The organism is Variovorax sp. GW821-FHT06D12 (genome assembly GCF_059419205.1).
The window spans coordinates 293,585-311,759 of the sequence record NZ_JBWKRI010000003.1; the positions used below are offsets into that span (position 1 = coordinate 293,585).

At 69.9% G+C, this 18,175-nt stretch carries 13 protein-coding genes; 3 read left to right on the plus strand and 10 right to left on the minus strand.

Features of this window, described 5'->3' with window-relative positions; genetic code table 11:
* Positions 1-2 precede the first annotated feature (2 nt).
* Positions 3-737 (plus strand): RNA polymerase sigma factor FliA, encoded by a 735-nt coding sequence (locus AC07SQ_RS12115; protein WP_139704662.1) that lies wholly within the window; start codon positions 3-5, stop codon positions 735-737.
* 6 nt (positions 738-743) lie between these two features.
* Here the strand turns inward: AC07SQ_RS12115 and AC07SQ_RS12120 are convergent, their stop codons facing one another.
* The 5 genes from AC07SQ_RS12120 to AC07SQ_RS12140 all read right to left on the minus strand — a co-directional run bounded on the left by AC07SQ_RS12120 (position 744) and on the right by AC07SQ_RS12140 (position 7,051).
* The gene (locus tag AC07SQ_RS12120) at positions 744-1,607 is read right to left on the minus strand and encodes an isocitrate lyase/PEP mutase family protein (RefSeq protein ID WP_495271084.1); all 864 of its coding nucleotides are present in this window, start codon (positions 1,605-1,607) and stop codon (positions 744-746) included.
* Positions 1,608-1,636: 29 nt separating this feature from the next.
* Positions 1,637-2,827: a 2-methylaconitate cis-trans isomerase PrpF gene (prpF, locus tag AC07SQ_RS12125; RefSeq protein ID WP_495271083.1), complete on the minus strand. Its 1,191-nt coding sequence runs from the start codon at positions 2,825-2,827 to the stop codon at positions 1,637-1,639.
* A gap of 2 nt (positions 2,828-2,829) precedes the next feature.
* Positions 2,830-5,424 carry a Fe/S-dependent 2-methylisocitrate dehydratase AcnD gene (gene acnD, locus AC07SQ_RS12130; RefSeq protein WP_495271082.1) on the minus strand — a complete coding sequence of 865 codons (2,595 nt, stop codon included), beginning with the start codon at positions 5,422-5,424 and terminating at the stop codon, positions 2,830-2,832.
* Positions 5,425-5,486: 62 nt separating this feature from the next.
* On the minus strand, positions 5,487-6,644 hold the full coding sequence (prpC, locus tag AC07SQ_RS12135; protein ID WP_495271081.1) for a bifunctional 2-methylcitrate synthase/citrate synthase: 1,158 nt from the start codon (positions 6,642-6,644) through the stop codon (positions 5,487-5,489).
* A complete protein-coding gene (locus tag AC07SQ_RS12140) occupies positions 6,641-7,051 on the minus strand; it encodes an acyl-CoA thioesterase (protein ID WP_495271080.1) in 411 nt (136 codons plus the stop codon). Before AC07SQ_RS12140 ends, prpC begins: the two co-directional genes overlap by 4 nt.
* Positions 7,052-7,171: 120 nt before the next feature.
* Between AC07SQ_RS12140 and AC07SQ_RS12145 the strand changes: the two genes are divergently transcribed.
* Complete coding sequence (locus AC07SQ_RS12145) at positions 7,172-8,599, plus strand: short-chain fatty acyl-CoA regulator family protein (RefSeq protein WP_095744097.1); 1,428 nt, start codon at positions 7,172-7,174, stop codon at positions 8,597-8,599.
* A 12-nt stretch (positions 8,600-8,611) separates the two neighbouring features.
* On the opposite strand, the gene AC07SQ_RS12150 is transcribed toward AC07SQ_RS12145, so the two are convergent.
* From AC07SQ_RS12150 to AC07SQ_RS12165, 4 genes are all read right to left on the minus strand, one after another.
* A complete protein-coding gene (locus AC07SQ_RS12150) occupies positions 8,612-10,069 on the minus strand; it encodes an efflux transporter outer membrane subunit (RefSeq protein WP_495271079.1) in 1,458 nt (485 codons plus the stop codon).
* Positions 10,069-13,233 carry an efflux RND transporter permease subunit gene (locus AC07SQ_RS12155; protein ID WP_495271078.1) on the minus strand — a complete coding sequence of 1,055 codons (3,165 nt, stop codon included), beginning with the start codon at positions 13,231-13,233 and terminating at the stop codon, positions 10,069-10,071. Before AC07SQ_RS12155 ends, AC07SQ_RS12150 begins: the two co-directional genes overlap by 1 nt.
* Before the next feature lie 9 nt (positions 13,234-13,242).
* The gene (locus AC07SQ_RS12160) at positions 13,243-14,469 is read right to left on the minus strand and encodes an efflux RND transporter periplasmic adaptor subunit (RefSeq protein WP_495271077.1); all 1,227 of its coding nucleotides are present in this window, start codon (positions 14,467-14,469) and stop codon (positions 13,243-13,245) included.
* A gap of 206 nt (positions 14,470-14,675) precedes the next feature.
* Entirely contained in the window at positions 14,676-15,626 is a 951-nt protein-coding gene (locus AC07SQ_RS12165) for a LysR substrate-binding domain-containing protein (protein ID WP_495271076.1), read from the minus strand.
* Between the two features lie 182 nt (positions 15,627-15,808).
* On the opposite strand from AC07SQ_RS12165, the gene AC07SQ_RS12170 reads away from it, so the two are divergent.
* Positions 15,809-17,173, plus strand: a complete 1,365-nt coding sequence (locus AC07SQ_RS12170; RefSeq protein WP_495271075.1) for an amidohydrolase — start codon at positions 15,809-15,811, stop codon at positions 17,171-17,173.
* Here AC07SQ_RS12170 and AC07SQ_RS12175 read toward each other — a convergent pair.
* On the minus strand, positions 17,149-18,090 hold the full coding sequence (locus tag AC07SQ_RS12175) for a LysR family transcriptional regulator (protein ID WP_495271074.1): 942 nt from the start codon (positions 18,088-18,090) through the stop codon (positions 17,149-17,151). The two genes, AC07SQ_RS12170 and AC07SQ_RS12175, sit on opposite strands and share 25 nt — an antisense overlap.
* Between the last annotated feature and the right edge of the window lie 85 nt (positions 18,091-18,175).

Here is an 18,175-nt window from a genome sequence, read left to right on the forward strand (position 1 = left end):
CCGTGTACACCGCACAGGGCACCATCGAGAAATCGCATCTGCTGGAACAGCACCAGCCGCTGGTGCGCCGCATCGCGCTGCAGATGATGGCGCGGCTGCCGGCCAGCGTGGAGCTCGACGACCTGATCCAGGCCGGCATGCTCGGCCTGCTCGATGCGTCGAGCCGCTACCAGGACCACCGCGGCGCACAGTTCGAGACCTTCGTCAGCCAGCGCATCCGCGGCGCCATGCTCGACGAACTGCGTGCCAGCGACTGGGGGTCGCGTGGGCTGCGCCAGTCGGCGCGCGGCATCGAGAAGGCGATCCAGGCGCTGGGCCATCGGCTGGGCCGCGCGCCCACCGAAGGCGAGATCGCGAAGGAGCTGAAGGTCGACCTGGAGACCTACCAGTCGATGCTGCAGGACATCCAGGGCTGCCAGCTGCTGTACGTGGAAGACTTTGCCAAGGGCGACCCCGACAACCCCTTTCTCGACCTGCATGCGCAGGAGGCGCGCAAGGGGCGCGGCGACTTCGACGATCCGCTGGCGCGCCTGCTCGAAAGCGGCTTTCGCCACCAGCTGGTGGACGCCATCGGCGCGCTGCCCGAGCGCGACCAGCTGCTGCTCAAGCTCTACTACGAGGAAGAGCTGAACCTGCGCGAGATCGGCGCGGTGCTCGAGGTGAGCCAGTCGCGCGTGTGCCAGCTGCACGGCCAGGCGGTGAGCCGCCTGCGCGCGAAGCTGAAGGACTCTCTGTAGAGAACCTTAGCTGGCGTAGCGCGCGTCGAGCGCATCGAGCTCGGGCTTGCGCACCAGCCGCTGCCGCTCGGCGAAGGGCGCGACCAGCGCCGGGTCTTCGTCCATGCGCCGCGTGTCGCGCAGCACCGTGAGCGCCTTCTGCATGCCGGCCAGCGCGCCCTGGAGCGCGGCGTTGGCGTACAGCACGATGCCGTAGCCCAGGCCGCCGAGTTCCTCGGCGCCGAAGATCGGTGTCTTGCCGCCGATCACCATGTTCATGAGCTGAGGCTTCGCCAACCGCTGCGGCAGAGCGCGGATCTCGTCGGCCGTGGTGACGGCTTCGACGAACAGGATGTCGGCGCCAGCCTCGCTGAACTTCTGCGCGCGCTCGATCGCGGCCTCGAAGCCCAGCGTCGCCGCCGCGTCGGTGCGGGCCATGATGAGCAGGTCGGGGTCGGTGCGGGCATCGACGGCGGCCTTGATCTTGTTCACCGCTTCCTCGGTGGAGATCACCTCCTTGCCCGAGAAATGGCCGCAGCGCTTGGGCGCGACCTGGTCCTCGAACTGGATGCAGTCGGCGCCCGCGCGCTCCAGCACGCGCACCGTGTGGCGCACGTTCAGTGCATTGCCGAAGCCGGTGTCGGCATCGACGATCAGCGGCAGGTTCACGGCGTCGCGGATGCGTGCCGTGTGGTCGGCGATCTCGTGCAGGCCCATGAAGCCCTGGTCGGGCAGGCCGAACCACATGTTGGTGACGCCCGCGCCGGTGACGTAGATGGCGTCGAAGCCCAGGTCTTCGATGACGCGGGCCGACAGCGCGTTGAAGGCGCCCGGCACCAGCACGCCGCGGCGGGCCTCGGCCAGGGAACGGAGGGTCTTGCGAGTCGACATCGGGATTTCCTGTGAATGGATCTGAAAGCTCAAAGGGTGTCGCCGGGCACACGGACCCAGCCTTCCATCAGTACGCGGGCGCTGCGGCTCATCACCGCCTTGGTCACCTGCCACTCGCCCTCGACCTGGCTGGCCTGCGCGCCCACGCGCAAGGTGCCCGAGGGGTGGCCGAAGCGCACGGCCTCGCGCGCGCCGCCGCCGGCCGCGAGGTTCACCAGCGTGCCGGGAATGGCGGCGGCCGTGCCGATGGCCACGGCCGCCGTGCCCATCATGGCGTGGTGCAGCTTGCCCATCGACAGCGCGCGCACGAGCAGGTCGATGTCGCCGGCCGCCACGGCCTTGCCGCTCGACGCGGTGTAGCCCGCGGGCTTGGCCACGAAGGCGACCTTGGGCGTGTGCTGGCGGCTGGCCGCTTCGTCGAGCGTGCGGATGAGGCCCATGCGCAGCGCGCCGTGCGCGCGGATGGCCTCGAAGCGGGCGAGCGCGGTGGCATCGCCGTTGATCGCGTCCTGCAGCTCGGTGCCGGTGTAGCCGAGGGCGTCGGCGTTCACGAAGACGGTGGGGATGCCGGCGTTGATCATCGTGGCCTGCAGCGTGCCGAGGCCGGGCACCTCCAGGGCGTCGACGAGGTTGCCGGTCGGGAACATCGCGCCGCCCGCGCCGTCTTCCTCGGCGGCGGGGTCCATGAACTCGAGCTGCACTTCGGCCGCGGGGAAGGTCACGCCGTCGAGTTCGAAATCGCCGGTCTCCTGCACCGCGCCGCCGGTCATCGGCACGTGCGCGATGATGGTCTTGCCGATGTTGGCCTGCCAGATGCGCACGACGGCCACGCCGTCGCGCGGCACGCGAGCCGCATCGATGAGGCCGTTGCTGATCGCGAACGGGCCCACGGCCGATGAGAGGTTGCCGCAGTTGCCGCTCCAGTCGACAAAGGGCCGGTCGATCGACACCTGGCCGAACAGGTAGTCCACGTCATGGCCGGGCCGCTCGCTCTTCGAGAGGATGACGGTCTTGCTGGTGCTCGACGTCGCGGCGCCCATGCCGTCGATCTGCTTGCCGTAGGGGTCGGGGCTGCCGATCACGCGCAGCAGCAGCGCGTCGCGCGCCGGGCCCGGCACCTGCGCCGCCTCGGGCAGGTCCTGCAGGCGGAAGAAAACGCCCTTGCTGGTGCCGCCGCGCATGTAGGTGGCGGGGATCTTGATCTGCGGAAGGTGCGGCATCGTCAGTCGGCTTTCGTGGCGGCGAGGAAGTCTTGTGCGAAGCGCTGCAGCACCCCGCCGGCTTCGTAGATGGAGACCTCTTCGGCGGTGTCGAGGCGGCAGGTCATGGGCACGTCGAGCCGTTCGCCATTGCGGCGGTGCACGACCAGCACGAGGTCGGCGCGCGGGGTGCGCGCACCGGTCACATCGTACGTTTCGGTGCCATCCAGGCCTAGCGTGAGGCGGTTGATGCCGGGCTTGAACTCGAGCGGCAGCACGCCCATGCCGATCAGGTTGGTGCGGTGGATGCGCTCGAACCCTTCGGCCGCGATCGCTTCCACGCCGGCCAGCCGCACGCCCTTGGCGGCCCAGTCGCGCGACGAGCCCTGGCCGTAGTCGGCGCCGGCCACGATGATCAGCGGCTGCTTGCGCAGCATGTAGGTCTCGATGGCCTCCCACATGCGCATCACCTCGCCCTCGGGCTCCACGCGCGCCAGCGAACCGGCGCGCACCGTGCCGTCGGCCTTGCGCACCATCTCGTTCTTCAGCGTGGGGTTGGCAAAGGTGGCGCGCTGCGCCGTGAGGTGGTCGCCGCGGTGCGTGGCGTAGGAGTTGAAGTCTTCCTCGGGCAGGCCCATGCGCTGCAGGTACTGGCCGGCCGCGCTGTCGAGCAGGATCGCGTTCGACGGCGACAGGTGGTCGGTCGTGATGTTGTCCGGCAGGATCGCCAGCGGGCGCATGCCCCTCAGCGTGCGTTCGCCGGCGAGCGCGCCTTCCCAGTACGGCGGGCGGCGGATGTAGGTGGAGGCGGGGCGCCAGTCGTACAGCGGCGCGACCTGCTCGCCGGTGTCGGGCTGGATCGCGAACATCGGTTCGTACACCTGGCGGAAGTGCGCGGGCTTCACGCTGGCCTTGACGATGGCGTCGATTTCTTCGTCGCTGGGCCAGAGGTCCTTCAGGCGGATCTCCTGGCCGTCGACGACGGTGAGCACGTCCTTCTCGATGTCGAAGCGCACGGTGCCTGCGATGGCGTAGGCCACCACCAGCGGCGGCGAAGCCAGGAAGGCCTGCTTCGCATACGGGTGGATGCGCCCGTCGAAGTTGCGGTTGCCCGAGAGCACGGCCGTGGCATACAGGTCGCGATCGACGATCTCCTGCTGGATGGCCGGGTCGAGCGCGCCCGACATGCCGTTGCACGAGGTGCAGGCATAGGCGACCACGCCGAAGCCCAGCTGTTCGAGCTCGCGCATCAGGCCGGCATCTTCCAGGTACAGCGTGACCGCTTTCGAGCCCGGCGCCAGCGAAGTCTTGACCCACGGCTTGCGCGTGAGCCCCGCGCGGTTGGCGTTGCGCGCGAGCAGGCCCGCGGCGATCACGTTGCGCGGGTTGCTGGTGTTGGTGCAACTGGTGATGGCCGCGATGATCACGGCGCCGTCGGGCATCTGGCCGGGCACTTCGTCCCACGGCGCGGCGATGCCGCGCGCCGCGAGGTCGGCCGTGGCGACGCGCGCATGCGGGTTCGACGGGCCGGCCATGTTGCGCACGACCGTCGACAGATCGAACTGAAGTACGCGCTCGTACACGACCTCGCTCAGCGTGTCGGCCCACAGGCCTGCCTGCTTGGCATAGACCTCGACGAGGCGCACCTGCTCGTCGGCGCGGCCCGTGAGGCGCAGGTAGTCGAGCGTCTGCGTGTCGATGGCGAACATCGCGGCGGTGGCGCCGTACTCGGGCGCCATGTTGGAGATGGTCGCGCGGTCGCCCAGCGTGAGGCTGGCCGCGCCTTCGCCGTGGAACTCCAGGTACGCGCCCACCACCTTCGCCGCGCGCAGGAACTCGGTGAGCGCCAGCACGACGTCGGTGGCGGTGATGCCCGGTTGCGGCCGGCCCGCCAGGCGCACGCCGACGATGTCGGGCAGCCGCATCCACGAGGCGCGGCCCAGCATCACGTTCTCGGCCTCGAGCCCGCCCACGCCGACGGCGACCACGCCCAGCGCATCGACGTGCGGCGTGTGGCTGTCGGTGCCGACCAGCGTGTCGGGGTAGGCCACGCCGTCCTGCGCATGCACGACGGGCGACATCCGCTCCAGGTTGATCTGGTGCATGATCCCGTTCCCCGGCGGGATCACCTCCATGTTGCGGAAGGCCCGTTTCGTCCATTCGATGAAGTGAAAGCGGTCTTCGTTGCGCCGGTCCTCGATGGCGCGGTTCTTCGCGAAGGCATCGGGGTCGAAGCCGCCGCACTCCACCGCCAGCGAATGGTCGACGATGAGCTGCACCGGCACCACCGGGTTGACCTGCGAGGGGTCGCCGCCCTGTTCGGCGATGGCGTCGCGCAGGCCGGCCAGGTCGACCAGCGCGGTCTGGCCCAGGATGTCGTGGCAGACCACGCGCGCGGGAAACCACGGAAAGTCATGGTCGCGCCGGCGCTCGATGAGCTGCGTGAGGCTCTGCACGAGGATCGCCGGGTCGCAGCGGCGCACGAGGTTCTCGGCATGCACGCGCGCGGTGTAGGGCATCGGGGCCCAGGCGCCGGGACGGATCGCCTCGACGGCTGCGCGCGCATCGAAGTAGTCCAGCGCGGTGCCGGGAAGGTTCTTGCGGTAGTCGGTGTTCATGGGGGGCGCTTGTCGCTCGGCACCCGCGCGCAGGCACGGGCGCTTTTCTTCTTCTCGTGTTTTTACTTCCGATCCTGGATCGGCGCGAACTTCAGGTCTTCGGGGCCCGTGTAGTTGGCGCTCGGCCGGATGATCTTGTTGTCGATGCGCTGCTCGATGATGTGCGCCGCCCAGCCCGAGGTGCGCGCGATGACGAACAGCGGCGTGAACATGGCGGTGGGCACGCCCATCATGTGGTAGCTCACGGCGCTGAACCAGTCGAGGTTGGGGAACATCTGCTTCACGTCCCACATCACGGCCTCGAGCCGCTCGGCGATGTCGAACATCTTGGTCGAGCCGGCCTCCTGCGACAGCGTGCGCGCCACGCCCTTGATGACCACGTTGCGTGGGTCGCTCACGGTGTAGACCGGGTGGCCGAAGCCGATCACGACCTCCTTGGCGGCGACGCGGCGGCGGATGTCGGCCTCGGCCTCGTCGGGTGCGTCGTAGCGCTTCTGGATCTCGAAGGCGACCTCGTTGGCGCCGCCGTGCTTGGGGCCGCGCAGCGCGCCGATGGCGCCGGTGATGGCCGAGTACACATCGGAGCCCGTGCCCGCGACCACGCGCGCCGTGAAGGTCGAGGCGTTGAACTCGTGCTCGGCATAGAGGTTGAGCGAGGTGTGCATCGCGCGCTCCCATTGCGCGCTGGGCTTGCGCCCGTGCAGCAGGTGCAGGAAGTGCGCGCCGATGGAGTCGTCGTCGGTCTCCACCTCGATGCGCCGGCCCTGCGTGGACCAGTGGTACCAGTACAGCAGCATCGAGCCGAGCGAGGCCATCAGGCGGTCGGCGATGTCGCGCGCGCCGGGCAGGTTGTGGTCTTCCTTCTCGGGCAGCAGGCAGCCCAGCGACGAGACGCCGGTGCGCATCACGTCCATCGGGTGCGCGCTGGCGGGCAGTTGCTCCAGCGCCTCCTTCAGGCTCGCGGGCAGGCCGCGCATGGCCTTGAGCTTGGCCTTGTAGGCACGCAGCTCGGCGGCCGTGGGCAGCTTGCCGTGCACCAGCAGGTGCGCGATTTCCTCGAACTCGCAGACCTCGGCGATGTCCAGGATGTCGTAGCCGCGGTAGTGCAGGTCGTTGCCCGTGCGGCCGACGGTGCACAGGGCGGTGTTGCCGGCGGTCACGCCCGACAGGGCGACGGATTTCTTGGGCTTGAAGCCGGCGGGGGTGGCGGTGTCGTTCATGCGGGTTCCTTGTCTGTGGGCACGGTGTGCAGGTAGGCGTTGCGCAGGCGCGCGGGACGGCCGCGACCGTCGACGGCCACCATCTCGAACAGGCCTTTCAGCGAAGGGCGGGCTTCGCCATCGGGCGGCTCGGCCGCGCCGGTGACGCAGACCGTGAGCGAGCTGCGCCCGGCGCGCGTCACCCAGGCCCGCAGGCGCAGCACGTGGCCGACGGGCACGGGCGCGAGGAACTGCGCGTCGCCCAGGCTGGCCATCACCACGTCGGATTTCGCGAAGGCGCGCGCGGCGAGGAACGCGGCCTTGGACATCAGCAGCAGGGCGTTGCCGCCGAACAGCGTGCCGTAGTGGTTGGCGTGCTCGGGGAACACGATGTCGGTCAGCTCGATGGCGGCGGATCGGTTTGGCATGCTTCGCAATTTACGCAATCGAACCTCCATAATGAAGGCCTGAATTGGCGAATCATTGCGAATGAAGACGGCTGATTTTGCAAATATTGCGAATATCGCAAAGACCCACGAGGTGACCCGATGAGCAAGACCTTCATGGGCGTGCGCCTGCGCACGCTGCGCGCCGAACGCGGCCTCACGCAGGTGGCGCTGGCCCAGATGCTGGGCCTGTCGCCGAGCTACCTGAACCAGATCGAGCAGAACCAGCGCCCGCTCACCGTGGCGGTGCTGCTGCGCATCAGCAAGACGCTTGGCGTCGACGTGCAGCAGTTCTCCGAAGACGAAGAGGCGCGGCTCGTGGCCCGCATGCGCGAGGCGCTGGCGGACAACCCCGGCGGCGAGGCGGTTGCGCTGCCCGAGCTGCGCGAGGTGGCGTCGCAGATGCCGGCCGTGGCGCGCGCGCTGCTCGCCTTGCACCGCCGCCACCAGGAGGCGCAGGAGCGGCTGGAGCTCATGGCCGCCGAACTCGGCGACGGGCGCGGCGACATCTCGCGCAGCCGGCCCATGCCCTTCGAGGTGGTGCGCGATTTCTTCTTTGCCCACCAGAACCATTTCGATCCGCTCGACACCGCCGCCGAATCGCTCGCCGCCGAGGCCCGTGCGAACGGCGGACCGCTCGCCGAATGGCTCCAGCAGCGGCTTCTTTCGGCCCACGGCGTGCGCGTGGTGCCGGGCGACGAAGGGGAGGGCGCGCTCGACAGCCAGCGCCGCTACGACCCCGCCCGCCGCGTGCTGCGCCTGTCGGCGGGCCTGGAGCCGGGCCAGCAGGCCTTCCAGCTGGCCACGCAGCTCGCGCTGCTGGAGCAGGCCGCGCTCATCGAGTCGCTGGTCGTGCAGGCCGATTTCGGCGACGCCCCGGCCCACGCGCTCGCGCGCATCGGGCTGGCCAACTACTTCGCGGCCGCCGTGCTGCTGCCCTACGGTCCGTTCCTGCAGGCGGCCGAGGCGCTCCGCTACGACATCGACCTGCTCGCGCGCCAGTTCGGCGTCGGCTTCGAAACCGTGTGCCACCGCCTGAGCAGCCTGCAGCGCCCGGGCGCGTCGGGCGTGCCCTTCTTCTTCATCCGTGTGGACCGGGCCGGCAACATCTCCAAGCGGCAGTCGGCCACGCACTTCCACTTCTCGAAGACCGGCGGCACCTGCCCGCTGTGGAACGTGTACGAGGCCTTCGCGCAGCCCGGGCGCGTGCTGCCGCAGCTGGCGCGCATGCCCGACGGCCGCGCCTACCTGTGGATCGCGCGCACCGTGTCGCACGGCCAGCGCGGCTTCGGCTCACCGAGCAAGACCTTCTCGATCGGCCTGGGTTGCGACATCCGCCACGCCCCGCGCCTGGTCTACGCCAAGGGCCTGGACCTGAAGGACCCCGACGTGCCCACGCCCATCGGCATGGGCTGCAAGGTGTGCGAGCGCGTGGCCTGCCCGCAGCGGGCCTTCCCGTTCATCGGTCGGCCGCTGGATGTGAACGAGAACGAAAGCCGGTTCACGCCGTATGCGGTGGCGGGGGCGTAGGGCGGTGGTGCGTCAGTCGCCTTGCGCGGGTTGTTGTGCGCCGGACGCCTCGCTCCATCCACCCCCCAGCGCCTTGTAGATCGCCAGCCGGTTCGTCTGCTCCGTGAGCTGCAGGCCGATCAGCGTCTGCTGCGCCGCATAGTCGCTGCGTTGCGCGTCCAGCACGTCGAGGTAGTTGGCGGCGCCGCTCTTGAAGAGCGACTGCGAGAGCGCGAAGCTGCGCGCGGTGGCGGCGCGCAGCGAGCGCTGTGCGTCGAGGCGCTCGGCCAGCGTGCGGCGTTCGGCCAGGGCGTCGGCCACTTCGCGGAAGGCGGTCTGCACGGCCTTCTCGTAGGTGGCGATCTGGATCTTCTGCTGCGCCTGCGCCACCTGCAGGTTGGCGCGGTTGGCGCCGCCGTCGAAGATCGGCACGCTGATCGACGGCGCGAAGCTCCAGGCCTTGCTGCCGCTCGCGAACAGGCCCGAGAGCGTGCTGCTCGCGGTGCCGGCCGAGGCGGTGAGCGCGATGCGCGGGAAGAAGGCCGCGCGCGCCGCGCCGATGTCGGCATTGCTCGCGCGCAGCGCGTGCTCGGCGGCGCGCACGTCGGGCCGCTGCTGCAGCACGTTCGACGACAGGCCGGCCGGGGGCACGAGCAGCTGTGCCACGTCGGCGGTCGTCGCGGCGGTCGGCAGCAGTTCGGGCGGCGGCGTGGCGCCGACCAGCAGCGCGAGCGCGTTGCGGTCCTGCTCGACCTGGCTGTCGAAGGCCGCGGCGTCGGCGCGCGCGGCATCGACGGTGCTCTGCGCCTGCGCCAGCGCCAGGCCCGACTGCGCGCCGAGCGCGTGGCTGCGCTGCACCAGCTCGAAGGACTTGCGCTGGCTCTCGAGCGTGCCGCGCGCCAGCTGCAGGCGCTGCTCGTCGGCGGCCAGTTGCAGCCACGCCGTGGCGACGGAGGCCACGAGGCTGATCTGCGTGCTGCGCTGCGTCTCCTCGGTCTGGAAGTAGCCCTGCAGCGCCGATTCGCCGAGGTTGCGCACGCGCCCGAACAGGTCGAGCTCGTAGGCCGTCATGCCGAGGTTGGCGCTGTACTGCGAGGCGATGCGCGATTCGCCGCTGGTCGACAGGCTGCCCGGCGTGCGCGAGCGCGTGCCGGCCGCGCCTGCGTTGACGGTGGGGAACAGGTCGGCCCGCGCAATGCCGTACTGGGCGCGCGCACGCTCGATGTTGAGCGCCGCCACGCGCAGGTCGCGGTTGTTGGCGAGCGCGAGCTCGATCACGCCCTGCAGCTGCTTGTCGACGAAGAAGTCGCGCCAGCCGATGTCCAGCGGCGTGGCCGTGGCGACGCCGGCCGAGGGCAGGGTCGATGGCACGGGCGAGGCGGGCGTTTCGTACGCGGGCGCGAGGTTGATGCAGCCCGAGAGCACGACCGAGGCCAGGGCGGCGCAGGCCAGTGCGCGCAGGGGAAGGCGGGGCAGGAGAGTGCGCGTCATCACTGGGCTCCCTGTTCCGCGGGCAAGGCATCCGGCGGCGTTTCGGCCGGCTTGCGGCGGCCTTCCAGCCAGCCGCGGATCATCGCGAAGAACAGCGGCACGAAGAAGATGCCCAGCGCCGTGCCGACCACCATGCCGCCCAGCACCGCGGTGCCGATCGACTGGCGCCCCCCCGCGCCCGCGCCGGTGCCGATGGCCAGCGGCAGCACGCCGAAGCCGAAGGCCAGCGAGGTCATGAGGATGGGGCGCAGCCGCAGCCGCACGGCCTCCAGCGTCGCCTCGATCACGCCCTTGCCCTGCTCCTGCAGCTGCTTGGCGAACTCGACGATCAGGATCGCGTTCTTCGACGACAGCCCCACCGTGGTCAGCAGGCCGACCTGGAAGTACACGTCGTTGCTCAGGCCGCGCAGGCTGGTGAACAGCAGCGCGCCGACGATGCCCAGCGGCACCACCAGGATCACCGAGAACGGCACTGACCAGCTTTCGTACAGGGCCGCAAGGCACAGGAACACGAACAGGATCGAGATGGCGTAGAGCACCGGCGCCTGCGCGCCCGACAGGCGCTCCTGGAACGAGGCGCCGGTCCATTCGTAGCCGATGCCGGCGGGCATCTGCTTCATGACTTCGTCGACGGCGGCCATGGCGTCGCCCGAGCTCACGCCCGGTGCGGCATCGCCGACGAACTCGTAGCTGGGGCTGCCGTTGTAGCGCTGCAGCTGCGGCGAGCCATACGTCCAGCGCGAGCTGGAGAACGCCGGGAACGGCACCATCTGGCCCAGGCTGTTGCGCACGCTCCAGCGGTCGATGTCGGTGGGCAGCATGCGAAAGGCCGTGTCGCCCTGCATGTACACGCGCTTGACGCGACCGTTGTCCAGGAAGTCGTTGATGTAGGTGCCGCCCATGGCGCTCGACAAGGTGCTGTCGATGTCGGACGTGGCCAGGCTGGCCGCGCCGGCGCGCGCGTCGTCGATGTCCACCGCGAACTGCGGCGTGTCGTCCAGGTTGTTGCTGCGCACGTTCGCCACCTCGGGGCGCTTGGAGAGCAGGTCGATGAGCTGGTCGCGCGCCTTCACCAGCGCGTCGTGGCCCAGCCCGTTGATGTCCTTCAGGTGGAAGTTGAAGCCCGCGTTGGCGCCGAGGCCGCGCACTGCCGGCGGCAGCAGCACGAAGATGCGCGCGTCGCGGATGGTCGAAAGTTCCTTGTTGGCGCGCCGCGCGAGTTCGGCGGCCGACTGGCCGGCGCCTTCGCGCTCGGCCCAGTCCTTCAGCTTCACGAAGGCGCGCGCCGAGCTCTGGTCGCCGTTCTGCCCGGTGATGACGTTCACGCTCACCACCTCGGGCTGCTTGGTGAAGTAGTCCTGCATCTGCGTGACCACCGGCTGCAGCCGCGCGTCGGACGCGCCCGGCGGCAGCGTCACCTGCACCTGCAGGAAGGCCTGGTCTTCATCGGGCAGGAAGGAGGTGGGCAGGCGCATGAACAGCAGCGCCATCACGGCGGCGATCAACAGGTACACCACCAGGCTGCGCTTGCCGCGCCGCACGATGCCGCCGACGATGCCCTGGTAGCGGTCGGCGCCTTGGTCGAAGCGGCGGTTGAAGCCCGCGAAGAAGCGGTCGACCGCGCCCAGCACGCCCTTGCGCGGGGCTGCGTGGCCGCCCTTGGCGACCGGCTTGAGCAGCGTGGCGCACAGCGCCGGCGTGAGCGTGAGTGCCACGAACACCGACAGCGCCATGGCCGAGACGATGGTGATCGAGAACTGGCGGTAGATCACGCCGGTCGAGCCGCCGAAGAAGGCCATGGGGATGAACACGGCCGACAGCACCAGCGCGATGCCCACGAGCGCGGGCGTGATCTCGGCCATCGACTTGCGCGTGGCCTCCTTGGGCGACAGGCCCTCTTCGTGCATCACGCGCTCGACGTTCTCCACCACCACGATGGCGTCGTCCACCAAGAGGCCGATGGCCAGCACCATGCCGAACATGGTGAGCGTGTTGATCGAGTAGCCCGCCACGGAGAGCACGCCGAAGGTGCCCAGCAGCACCACCGGCACGGCAATGGCCGGGATCAGCGTGGCGCGGAAGTTCTGCAAAAAGATGTACATCACCAGCACGACCAGCACCATGGCCTCGGCCAGCGCCTTCACCACCTCGTCGATCGACGCGCTCACGAAGGGCGTGGTGTCGTAGCTCACGAAGGTCTGCATCTGGTTGGGAAAGAGCGGCTGCAGTTCGGCCACCTTGGCCTTCACGGCCTCGGCCACCTGCACCGCGTTGGCGCCGTCGGCCAGCACGATGCCCATGCCGGCGCCCGGGCGTCCGCCCAGCACCGAGCGCACCGTGAGGTTCTCGGCGCCCAGCTCGACACGCGCCACGTCGCGCAGGCGCACCACGGCGCCGTCGGGCGTGGCGCGCAGCACCACGTTCTCGAACTCCTCGACCGTCTTCAGCTTGCTGCGCGCCGTGATGGTGGCGTTGAGCTGCTGCTGCGCACCGGCCGGCAGCGCGCCGAGCTGGCCGGCCGAGACCTGCGCGTTCTGCGCGGTGATGGCGTTGCCCACGTCGGAGGGCATGAGCGCGTACTTGCGCAGCTTGTCGGGGTCCAGCCACAGGCGCATGGCGTAGCCGGTGCCCAGCGTCTGCACCTCGCCCACGCCGTCGACGCGGCTGATGACGTCGACCAGGTTGCTGCTGATGTAGTCGCCCACGTCCACCGCCGAGGCGCTGCCGTCGCCGGAGAACATCGAGACGATCAGCAGGAAGTCGTTGCCGCCCTTGGTGACGGTGACGCCGCGGCTTTGCACCTGCTGCGGCAGGCGCGACATGGCCTGCTGCAGCTTGTTCTGCACCTGCATCTGGGCCACGTCGATGTTGGTGCCCGCGTTGAAGGTGAGCGACAGGCGCGCCACGCCCGACGAGTTGCTGGTCGACTGCATGTACAGCAGGTTGTCCAGCCCCTTCATCTGCTGCTCGATGACCTGGGTGACGGAGTCTTCGACCGTCTTGGCCGAGGCGCCGGTGTAGGTGGCGTTGATGGACACGCGCGGCGGCGCGATGTCGGGGTACTGCTCCAGCGGCAGCGTGCGGATGGCCATCAGGCCGGCGAGCATGACGACGATGGAAAGCACCCACGCGAAGATGGGGCGGTCGATGAAGAACTGGGCCATGGCGGGGCCTCAGCGCGCGAGGGTGGCGGAGGTGGCGTCGGGCGTGGCGCTCGCGACGGCAGCGCCGGCCGGCCTGGCGCCCAGGTCGACCGTGCGCACCTTGTCGCCCACCTTCACGCGCTGCGAGCCTTCCATGAGCACGCGGTCGCCCGCGGCCAGGCCGTCGATCACCTGCCAGCGCGTGCCGATGGCACGGCCGATGCGGATGGGCCGCTTCTGGACCTTGTCCTCGGCATCGATCACCAGCGTGGAGGCGCTGCCGTCGGGCGCGCGCGTGACGGCCTGCTGCGGCACCAGCAGCGCGGCGTCGTTCACGCCTTCCTGCAGCACGGCGCGCACGTACATGCCGGGCATCAACAGCTTGTCGGGGTTGGGCACCACGGCGCGCAGCGTGACGCTGCCGGTGCCGGCATCGACCGTCACGCCGCTGAAGGTGAGGCGCCCGGCGTGCGGGTAGGGGCTGCCGTCTTCCAGCAGCAGCTGGATGCGCGCCTCGGCCTCGCTGGCGCGCTGCAGCCGGCCGCTGGCCAGCTCGCGCTTGAGGCGCAGCAGCTCGCTGCTGGACTGCGTGACGTGCACGTGGATCGGGTCGAGCTGCTGCACGGTGGTCATGGCCGCCGCCTGGTTGGCTGTGACCAGCGCGCCCGGCGTGACGGTGGACAGCTCGGCCCAGCCGGTGATCGGCGAGGTGATGCGCGTGTAGCCCAGCTGGATGCGCGCAGTCTGCTCGGCGGCGCGCGCCACGCCGAGGTCGGCCTCGGCCTGCTGCTCGGCGGCCTGGGTCTCGTCGAACACCTGGCGGCTGATGGCGTCGATCTTCACCAGCTCGGCATTGCGCTTGGCCACGGTGCGGGCCGTGGCCAGGGCCGACTCGGCCTTGCGCACGCTGGCCTGCGCGCTGGCGTGGGCGGCCTGCAGCGAGGCCGGGTCGAGCTGGTAGAGCACCTGGCCGGCCTTGACCTGCGAGCCTTCGGTGAAGAGCCGCTCCTTGAGGATGCCGCCGACCTGCGGGCGGATCTCGGCGATCACCGGGGCCGCGGTGCGACCGGGCAGCTCGGTGCTCAGGGCCAGCACCTCGGACTTGAGCGTGACGATGCCGACTTCTTTTGCCGGGGCGTTGGCCGCCTTGGCTGCGCCGGGGGCCTCCACATTGGTGCGCGAGCACCCCGCGAGGGCGGCGGCGATGCACAGGGCCGTGAGGAGCGGGGCGGAGCGGGAGGCAAAGTGGACGGGCATGGACAGGCAGAAGTAACGAAAGCCAAAGATGGAGCGGGCTCGCGCCGTCGAGTTCAATGCCGCGGCGCGGGGGCGGCGAACTTTACAGAGCGGAAACCGTGCCATGTCCGGAGGGGACTGGCGGGTGGCGTCGAGTGTGCGGCCCCACAGTTAAGCGGGTGTGAAGCGGGACATTGCCCGCATGAAAAACCCGCCTGAAGCGCTCTCTATGGCTTCTTCTTCGCCTGCGCGACCAGGAAATCGACCAGCAGCTGCAGCGGGCCGACCTCGTTGTCGGTGCGGTAGAGGATGCCCAGCGGCGCGATGGGCGCGTTCATGCGCAGCGGCAGCTCGGCCACGGCCGCGCGGTCGAGCTGGTCGAGCACCGTGCGCGGCACCGGCACCACCACGTCGGGCTGCGAGAGCAGGGCGCGCACCAGCTGCGGCGTGAGCACCTGGATGGCATGCGGGCGCGGCACGATCCGCTCGGCGGCCCAGGCGGCCTCCATCACCTGGCGCACCGCGAAGTGCGCGGGCGGCAGCACCCAGCGCGAATCGGCGAGGTCGCGCAGCCGCAGGCGCTTGCGCTGCACGGCCGGGTGGCCGATGCCGGCGATGACCACCACCTCGTCGCTGCGCAGCGGCACGAAGCGGTGAGCGTCGGGCACGCGCGCCGGCTGGCGCAGCAGCACGGCGTCGAAGGCGCCCGCGCGCAGGCCGATCGTGAGCCGCTCGATGTTGCCTTCCTCGATGAACAGGCGCAGCTTGGGGTGTTGGGCATGCAGCAGGTTCAGCGCGGGCTGCAGCACGCTGGCGATGGCCGCCTCGATGGCGCCGATGCGCAGCGCGCGCGTCTCCTGCGCGGCCAGCGCCGCGAGGCCGTCGCTGGCCACCTGCATGGCGTCGATCACCATGCGCGCGTGCAGCGCCAGCAGGCGCCCGGCCTCGGTGATGCGCATGCCGCGCGCATGGCGCTCGAACAGCGGCGTGTCGAGCAGGCCCTCGACCTCCTGCAGCATCTGCGTGGCCGCCGGCTGGCTGATGTGGATCGCCTCGGCCGCGCGGCGCAGGTGCGAGTGCGCGGCCAGCGCGTCGATGAGCTTCAGGTGGCGCAGGCGCAGGCGCGCGAGCAGCCGCTCGTGCAGCACGGAGGAGGGTGTAGGCGTGTCGGCAGCCATCGATAGGCAATCATTATCAGTCGATGCAAAAGCGATTAGACGCCAATCGGCGGCCTTCCTACGCTCACGGGGTCGGGCGGCAGACAAGGGCGCATCGGCTGCCGGCCCGACGGGGCCGTGCGGACGAAGGGCTCCCGCCCGACGGGTCCTTCCCTTTCTTGCTTTTCTCACAACACATCACCATGTCCCACCGATTCCGTCCGGCCACGCGCCTGTGCCTGCCCATCGTCCTTGCCGTCTCGTCCCTGTGCGCTTCGGCGCAGGAGGCGCCTGCTGCGGCCACGCCGCCCGCACCGGCCGCCGCCGTGCCGCTGTACCCGCTGATCGCCGAGCGTTCCAAGGCCATCGAGCAGAAGGTGATCGACTGGCGCCGTGACATCCACCAGCACCCCGAGCTGGGCAACCAGGAAAAGCGCACCGCCGCGCTGGTCGCGGCCCACCTGAAGGCGCTGGGCTACGAGGTGCGCGAGGGCGTGGCCGTCACCGGCGTGGTCGCCACGCTGCGCGGCGGCAAGCCCGGCCCGGTGGTGGCGCTGCGCGCCGACATGGACGCGCTGCCCGTGAAGGAACAGGTCGACGTGCCCTTCGCCTCCAAGGCGCGTGCCCAGTGGGGCTTCGCCACGGTCGACGTGATGCATGCCTGCGGGCACGACGGCCACGTGGCGATCCTCATGGGCGTGGCCGAGGTGCTGGCCTCGATGAAGGCGCAGCTGCCCGGCACCGTGAAGCTGATCTTCCAGCCGGCCGAAGAAAAACTGCCCAATGCCGAGATCGGCGGCGCGCGCCGCATGCTGGCCGAAGGCGCCTTCGACGCGCCCAAGCCCGACGCGGTGTTCGGCCTGCACCTGGTCTCGGCCCTGAACACCGGGCAGATCGGCTACAAGAGCGGCCCCATCACCGCGAGCTCGGACACCTTCAAGGTCAGCGTGAAGGGCCGCCAGACGCACGGCTCGCAGCCCTGGAGCGGGGTCGACCCGATCGTGCTGGGCTCGCAGATCGTGCTGGGCTTCCAGACCATCGCGAGCCGCCAGGTCAACGTGACCAAGGAGCCCTCAGTGTTGAGCGTGGGCACCTTCAACGCAGGCACGCGCTACAACATCATTCCCGACTCGGTGGAGATGAGCGGCACGCTGCGCACCTACGACGACGAGATGCGCCAGTTCATCATCAAGCGCATGGGCGAGACCGCCTCGCACATCGCGCAAAGCGGCGGCGGCACGGCCGAGGTCCGCGTCGAGGCCGACGGCTACGCCCCCACCGTGAACGACCCGGCCCTGACCGCGAAGATGGTGCCCAGCCTGCAGCGCGTGCCCGGTGCGACGCCGATCGTGATCCCGAAGGGCACGGGCGGCGAAGACTTCTCGTTCTTCGCGCAGAAGGCGCCCGGCCTGTTCGTGATGATCGGCGCCACGCCGCCCGGCCGCGACGCGAACAAGGCCGAGCCCAACCACTCGCCGCGCTTCTTCGTCGACGAGGCCAGCCTGCTGATCGGCGTGCGCACGTTGTCGCAGCTGACGGTGGACTACATGGCGGGCGCGCAGCGCTGACCTGCGCGAATCGGCTGCTCCAGCGCATCCGAAAGCGGAAACAGGTGCTGCGCGATGAAGTCCACGAACACACGGATCCTGGGCGACAGCTGCCGGCTCGACGGCCACAGCACGTGAAAGATCATGTGTTCGCGGTTGTGGTCGTCCAGCACCGTGACCAGGCGGCCCTGTTCCAATTGCTGGCGCACGGCGATCTCCGGCACGCAGGCAATGCCCAGCCCCTGCTCGGCAAAGCAGACCTGCGGATCGAGCGTGTTGGTCACCATGCTGGCCGGCAGGTCGACAGGGGGCGAGCCGGCCGCGAGGCCCAACGGCCACACGTCCAGCTTGCCGGTGCTGGGAAAGCGATAGAGCAGGCAGGCGTGGCTTGCCAGGTCTTGCGGTTCGCGCGGCACGCCGGCCCGGCGAAAGTAGGCCGGCGCACCGACGATCACCTTGCGGCACGAGCCGATGCGGCGCGCCATCAACCGTGAATCGCTGGGCTCGCCGGTGCGGATGACCGCGTCGAAGCCTTCCTCGATGACGTCCACCAGCCGGTCGGCGTAGTCGATGTCCAGTTCGATGTCGGGGTAGAGCCGCTTGAATGCCGCCAGCTTGGGCATGAACAGCGTGCCCACCGACGGCAGGCTGATGCGCAGCTTGCCGCGCGGCGCGCTCTGTGTCTGCAGCAGCTCCGCTTCGGCCGATTCCACCTCGCAGAGGATGCGCCGGCAGCGCTCCAGGAACAGCGCGCCTTCCGGCGTCAGGTGGACGGTGCGCGTGGAGCGATGGAACAGCCGCACGCCCAGCCGTTCTTCGAGCCGCACGATGGCCTTGCTGACGGCCGAGGCCGAGATGCCCAACTGCTGCCCCGCGGCCGTGAAGCTGCGCGTTTCGCCGGCGCGAACGAAGACGTTCAGCGAACCCAGGTTTTCCATGGAGCGACTTTGATTGATGACTGGAGAGTCATATGTATTTGAAACTTTAGCCCATTTTTCATTGATGCATTCCCGCCCACACTGC

Coding starts and splice junctions, on each gene's coding strand:
- prpF (WP_495271083.1), bottom strand. CDS start 2,827: ATGCCGCACCTTCCGCAGATCAAGATCCCCGCCACCTACATGCGCGGC.
- acnD (WP_495271082.1), bottom strand. CDS start 5,424: ATGAACACCGACTACCGCAAGAACCTTCCCGGCACCGCGCTGGACTAC.
- prpC (WP_495271081.1), bottom strand. CDS start 6,644: ATGAACGACACCGCCACCCCCGCCGGCTTCAAGCCCAAGAAATCCGTC.
- AC07SQ_RS12140 (WP_495271080.1), bottom strand. CDS start 7,051: ATGCCAAACCGATCCGCCGCCATCGAGCTGACCGACATCGTGTTCCCC.
- AC07SQ_RS12145 (WP_095744097.1), top strand. CDS start 7,172: ATGAGCAAGACCTTCATGGGCGTGCGCCTGCGCACGCTGCGCGCCGAA.
- AC07SQ_RS12160 (WP_495271077.1), bottom strand. CDS start 14,469: ATGCCCGTCCACTTTGCCTCCCGCTCCGCCCCGCTCCTCACGGCCCTG.
- AC07SQ_RS12170 (WP_495271075.1), top strand. CDS start 15,809: ATGTCCCACCGATTCCGTCCGGCCACGCGCCTGTGCCTGCCCATCGTC.
- AC07SQ_RS12155 (WP_495271078.1), bottom strand. CDS start 13,233: ATGGCCCAGTTCTTCATCGACCGCCCCATCTTCGCGTGGGTGCTTTCC.
- AC07SQ_RS12120 (WP_495271084.1), bottom strand. CDS start 1,607: ATGTCGACTCGCAAGACCCTCCGTTCCCTGGCCGAGGCCCGCCGCGGC.
- AC07SQ_RS12165 (WP_495271076.1), bottom strand. CDS start 15,626: ATGGCTGCCGACACGCCTACACCCTCCTCCGTGCTGCACGAGCGGCTG.
- AC07SQ_RS12150 (WP_495271079.1), bottom strand. CDS start 10,069: ATGACGCGCACTCTCCTGCCCCGCCTTCCCCTGCGCGCACTGGCCTGC.
- AC07SQ_RS12175 (WP_495271074.1), bottom strand. CDS start 18,090: ATGGAAAACCTGGGTTCGCTGAACGTCTTCGTTCGCGCCGGCGAAACG.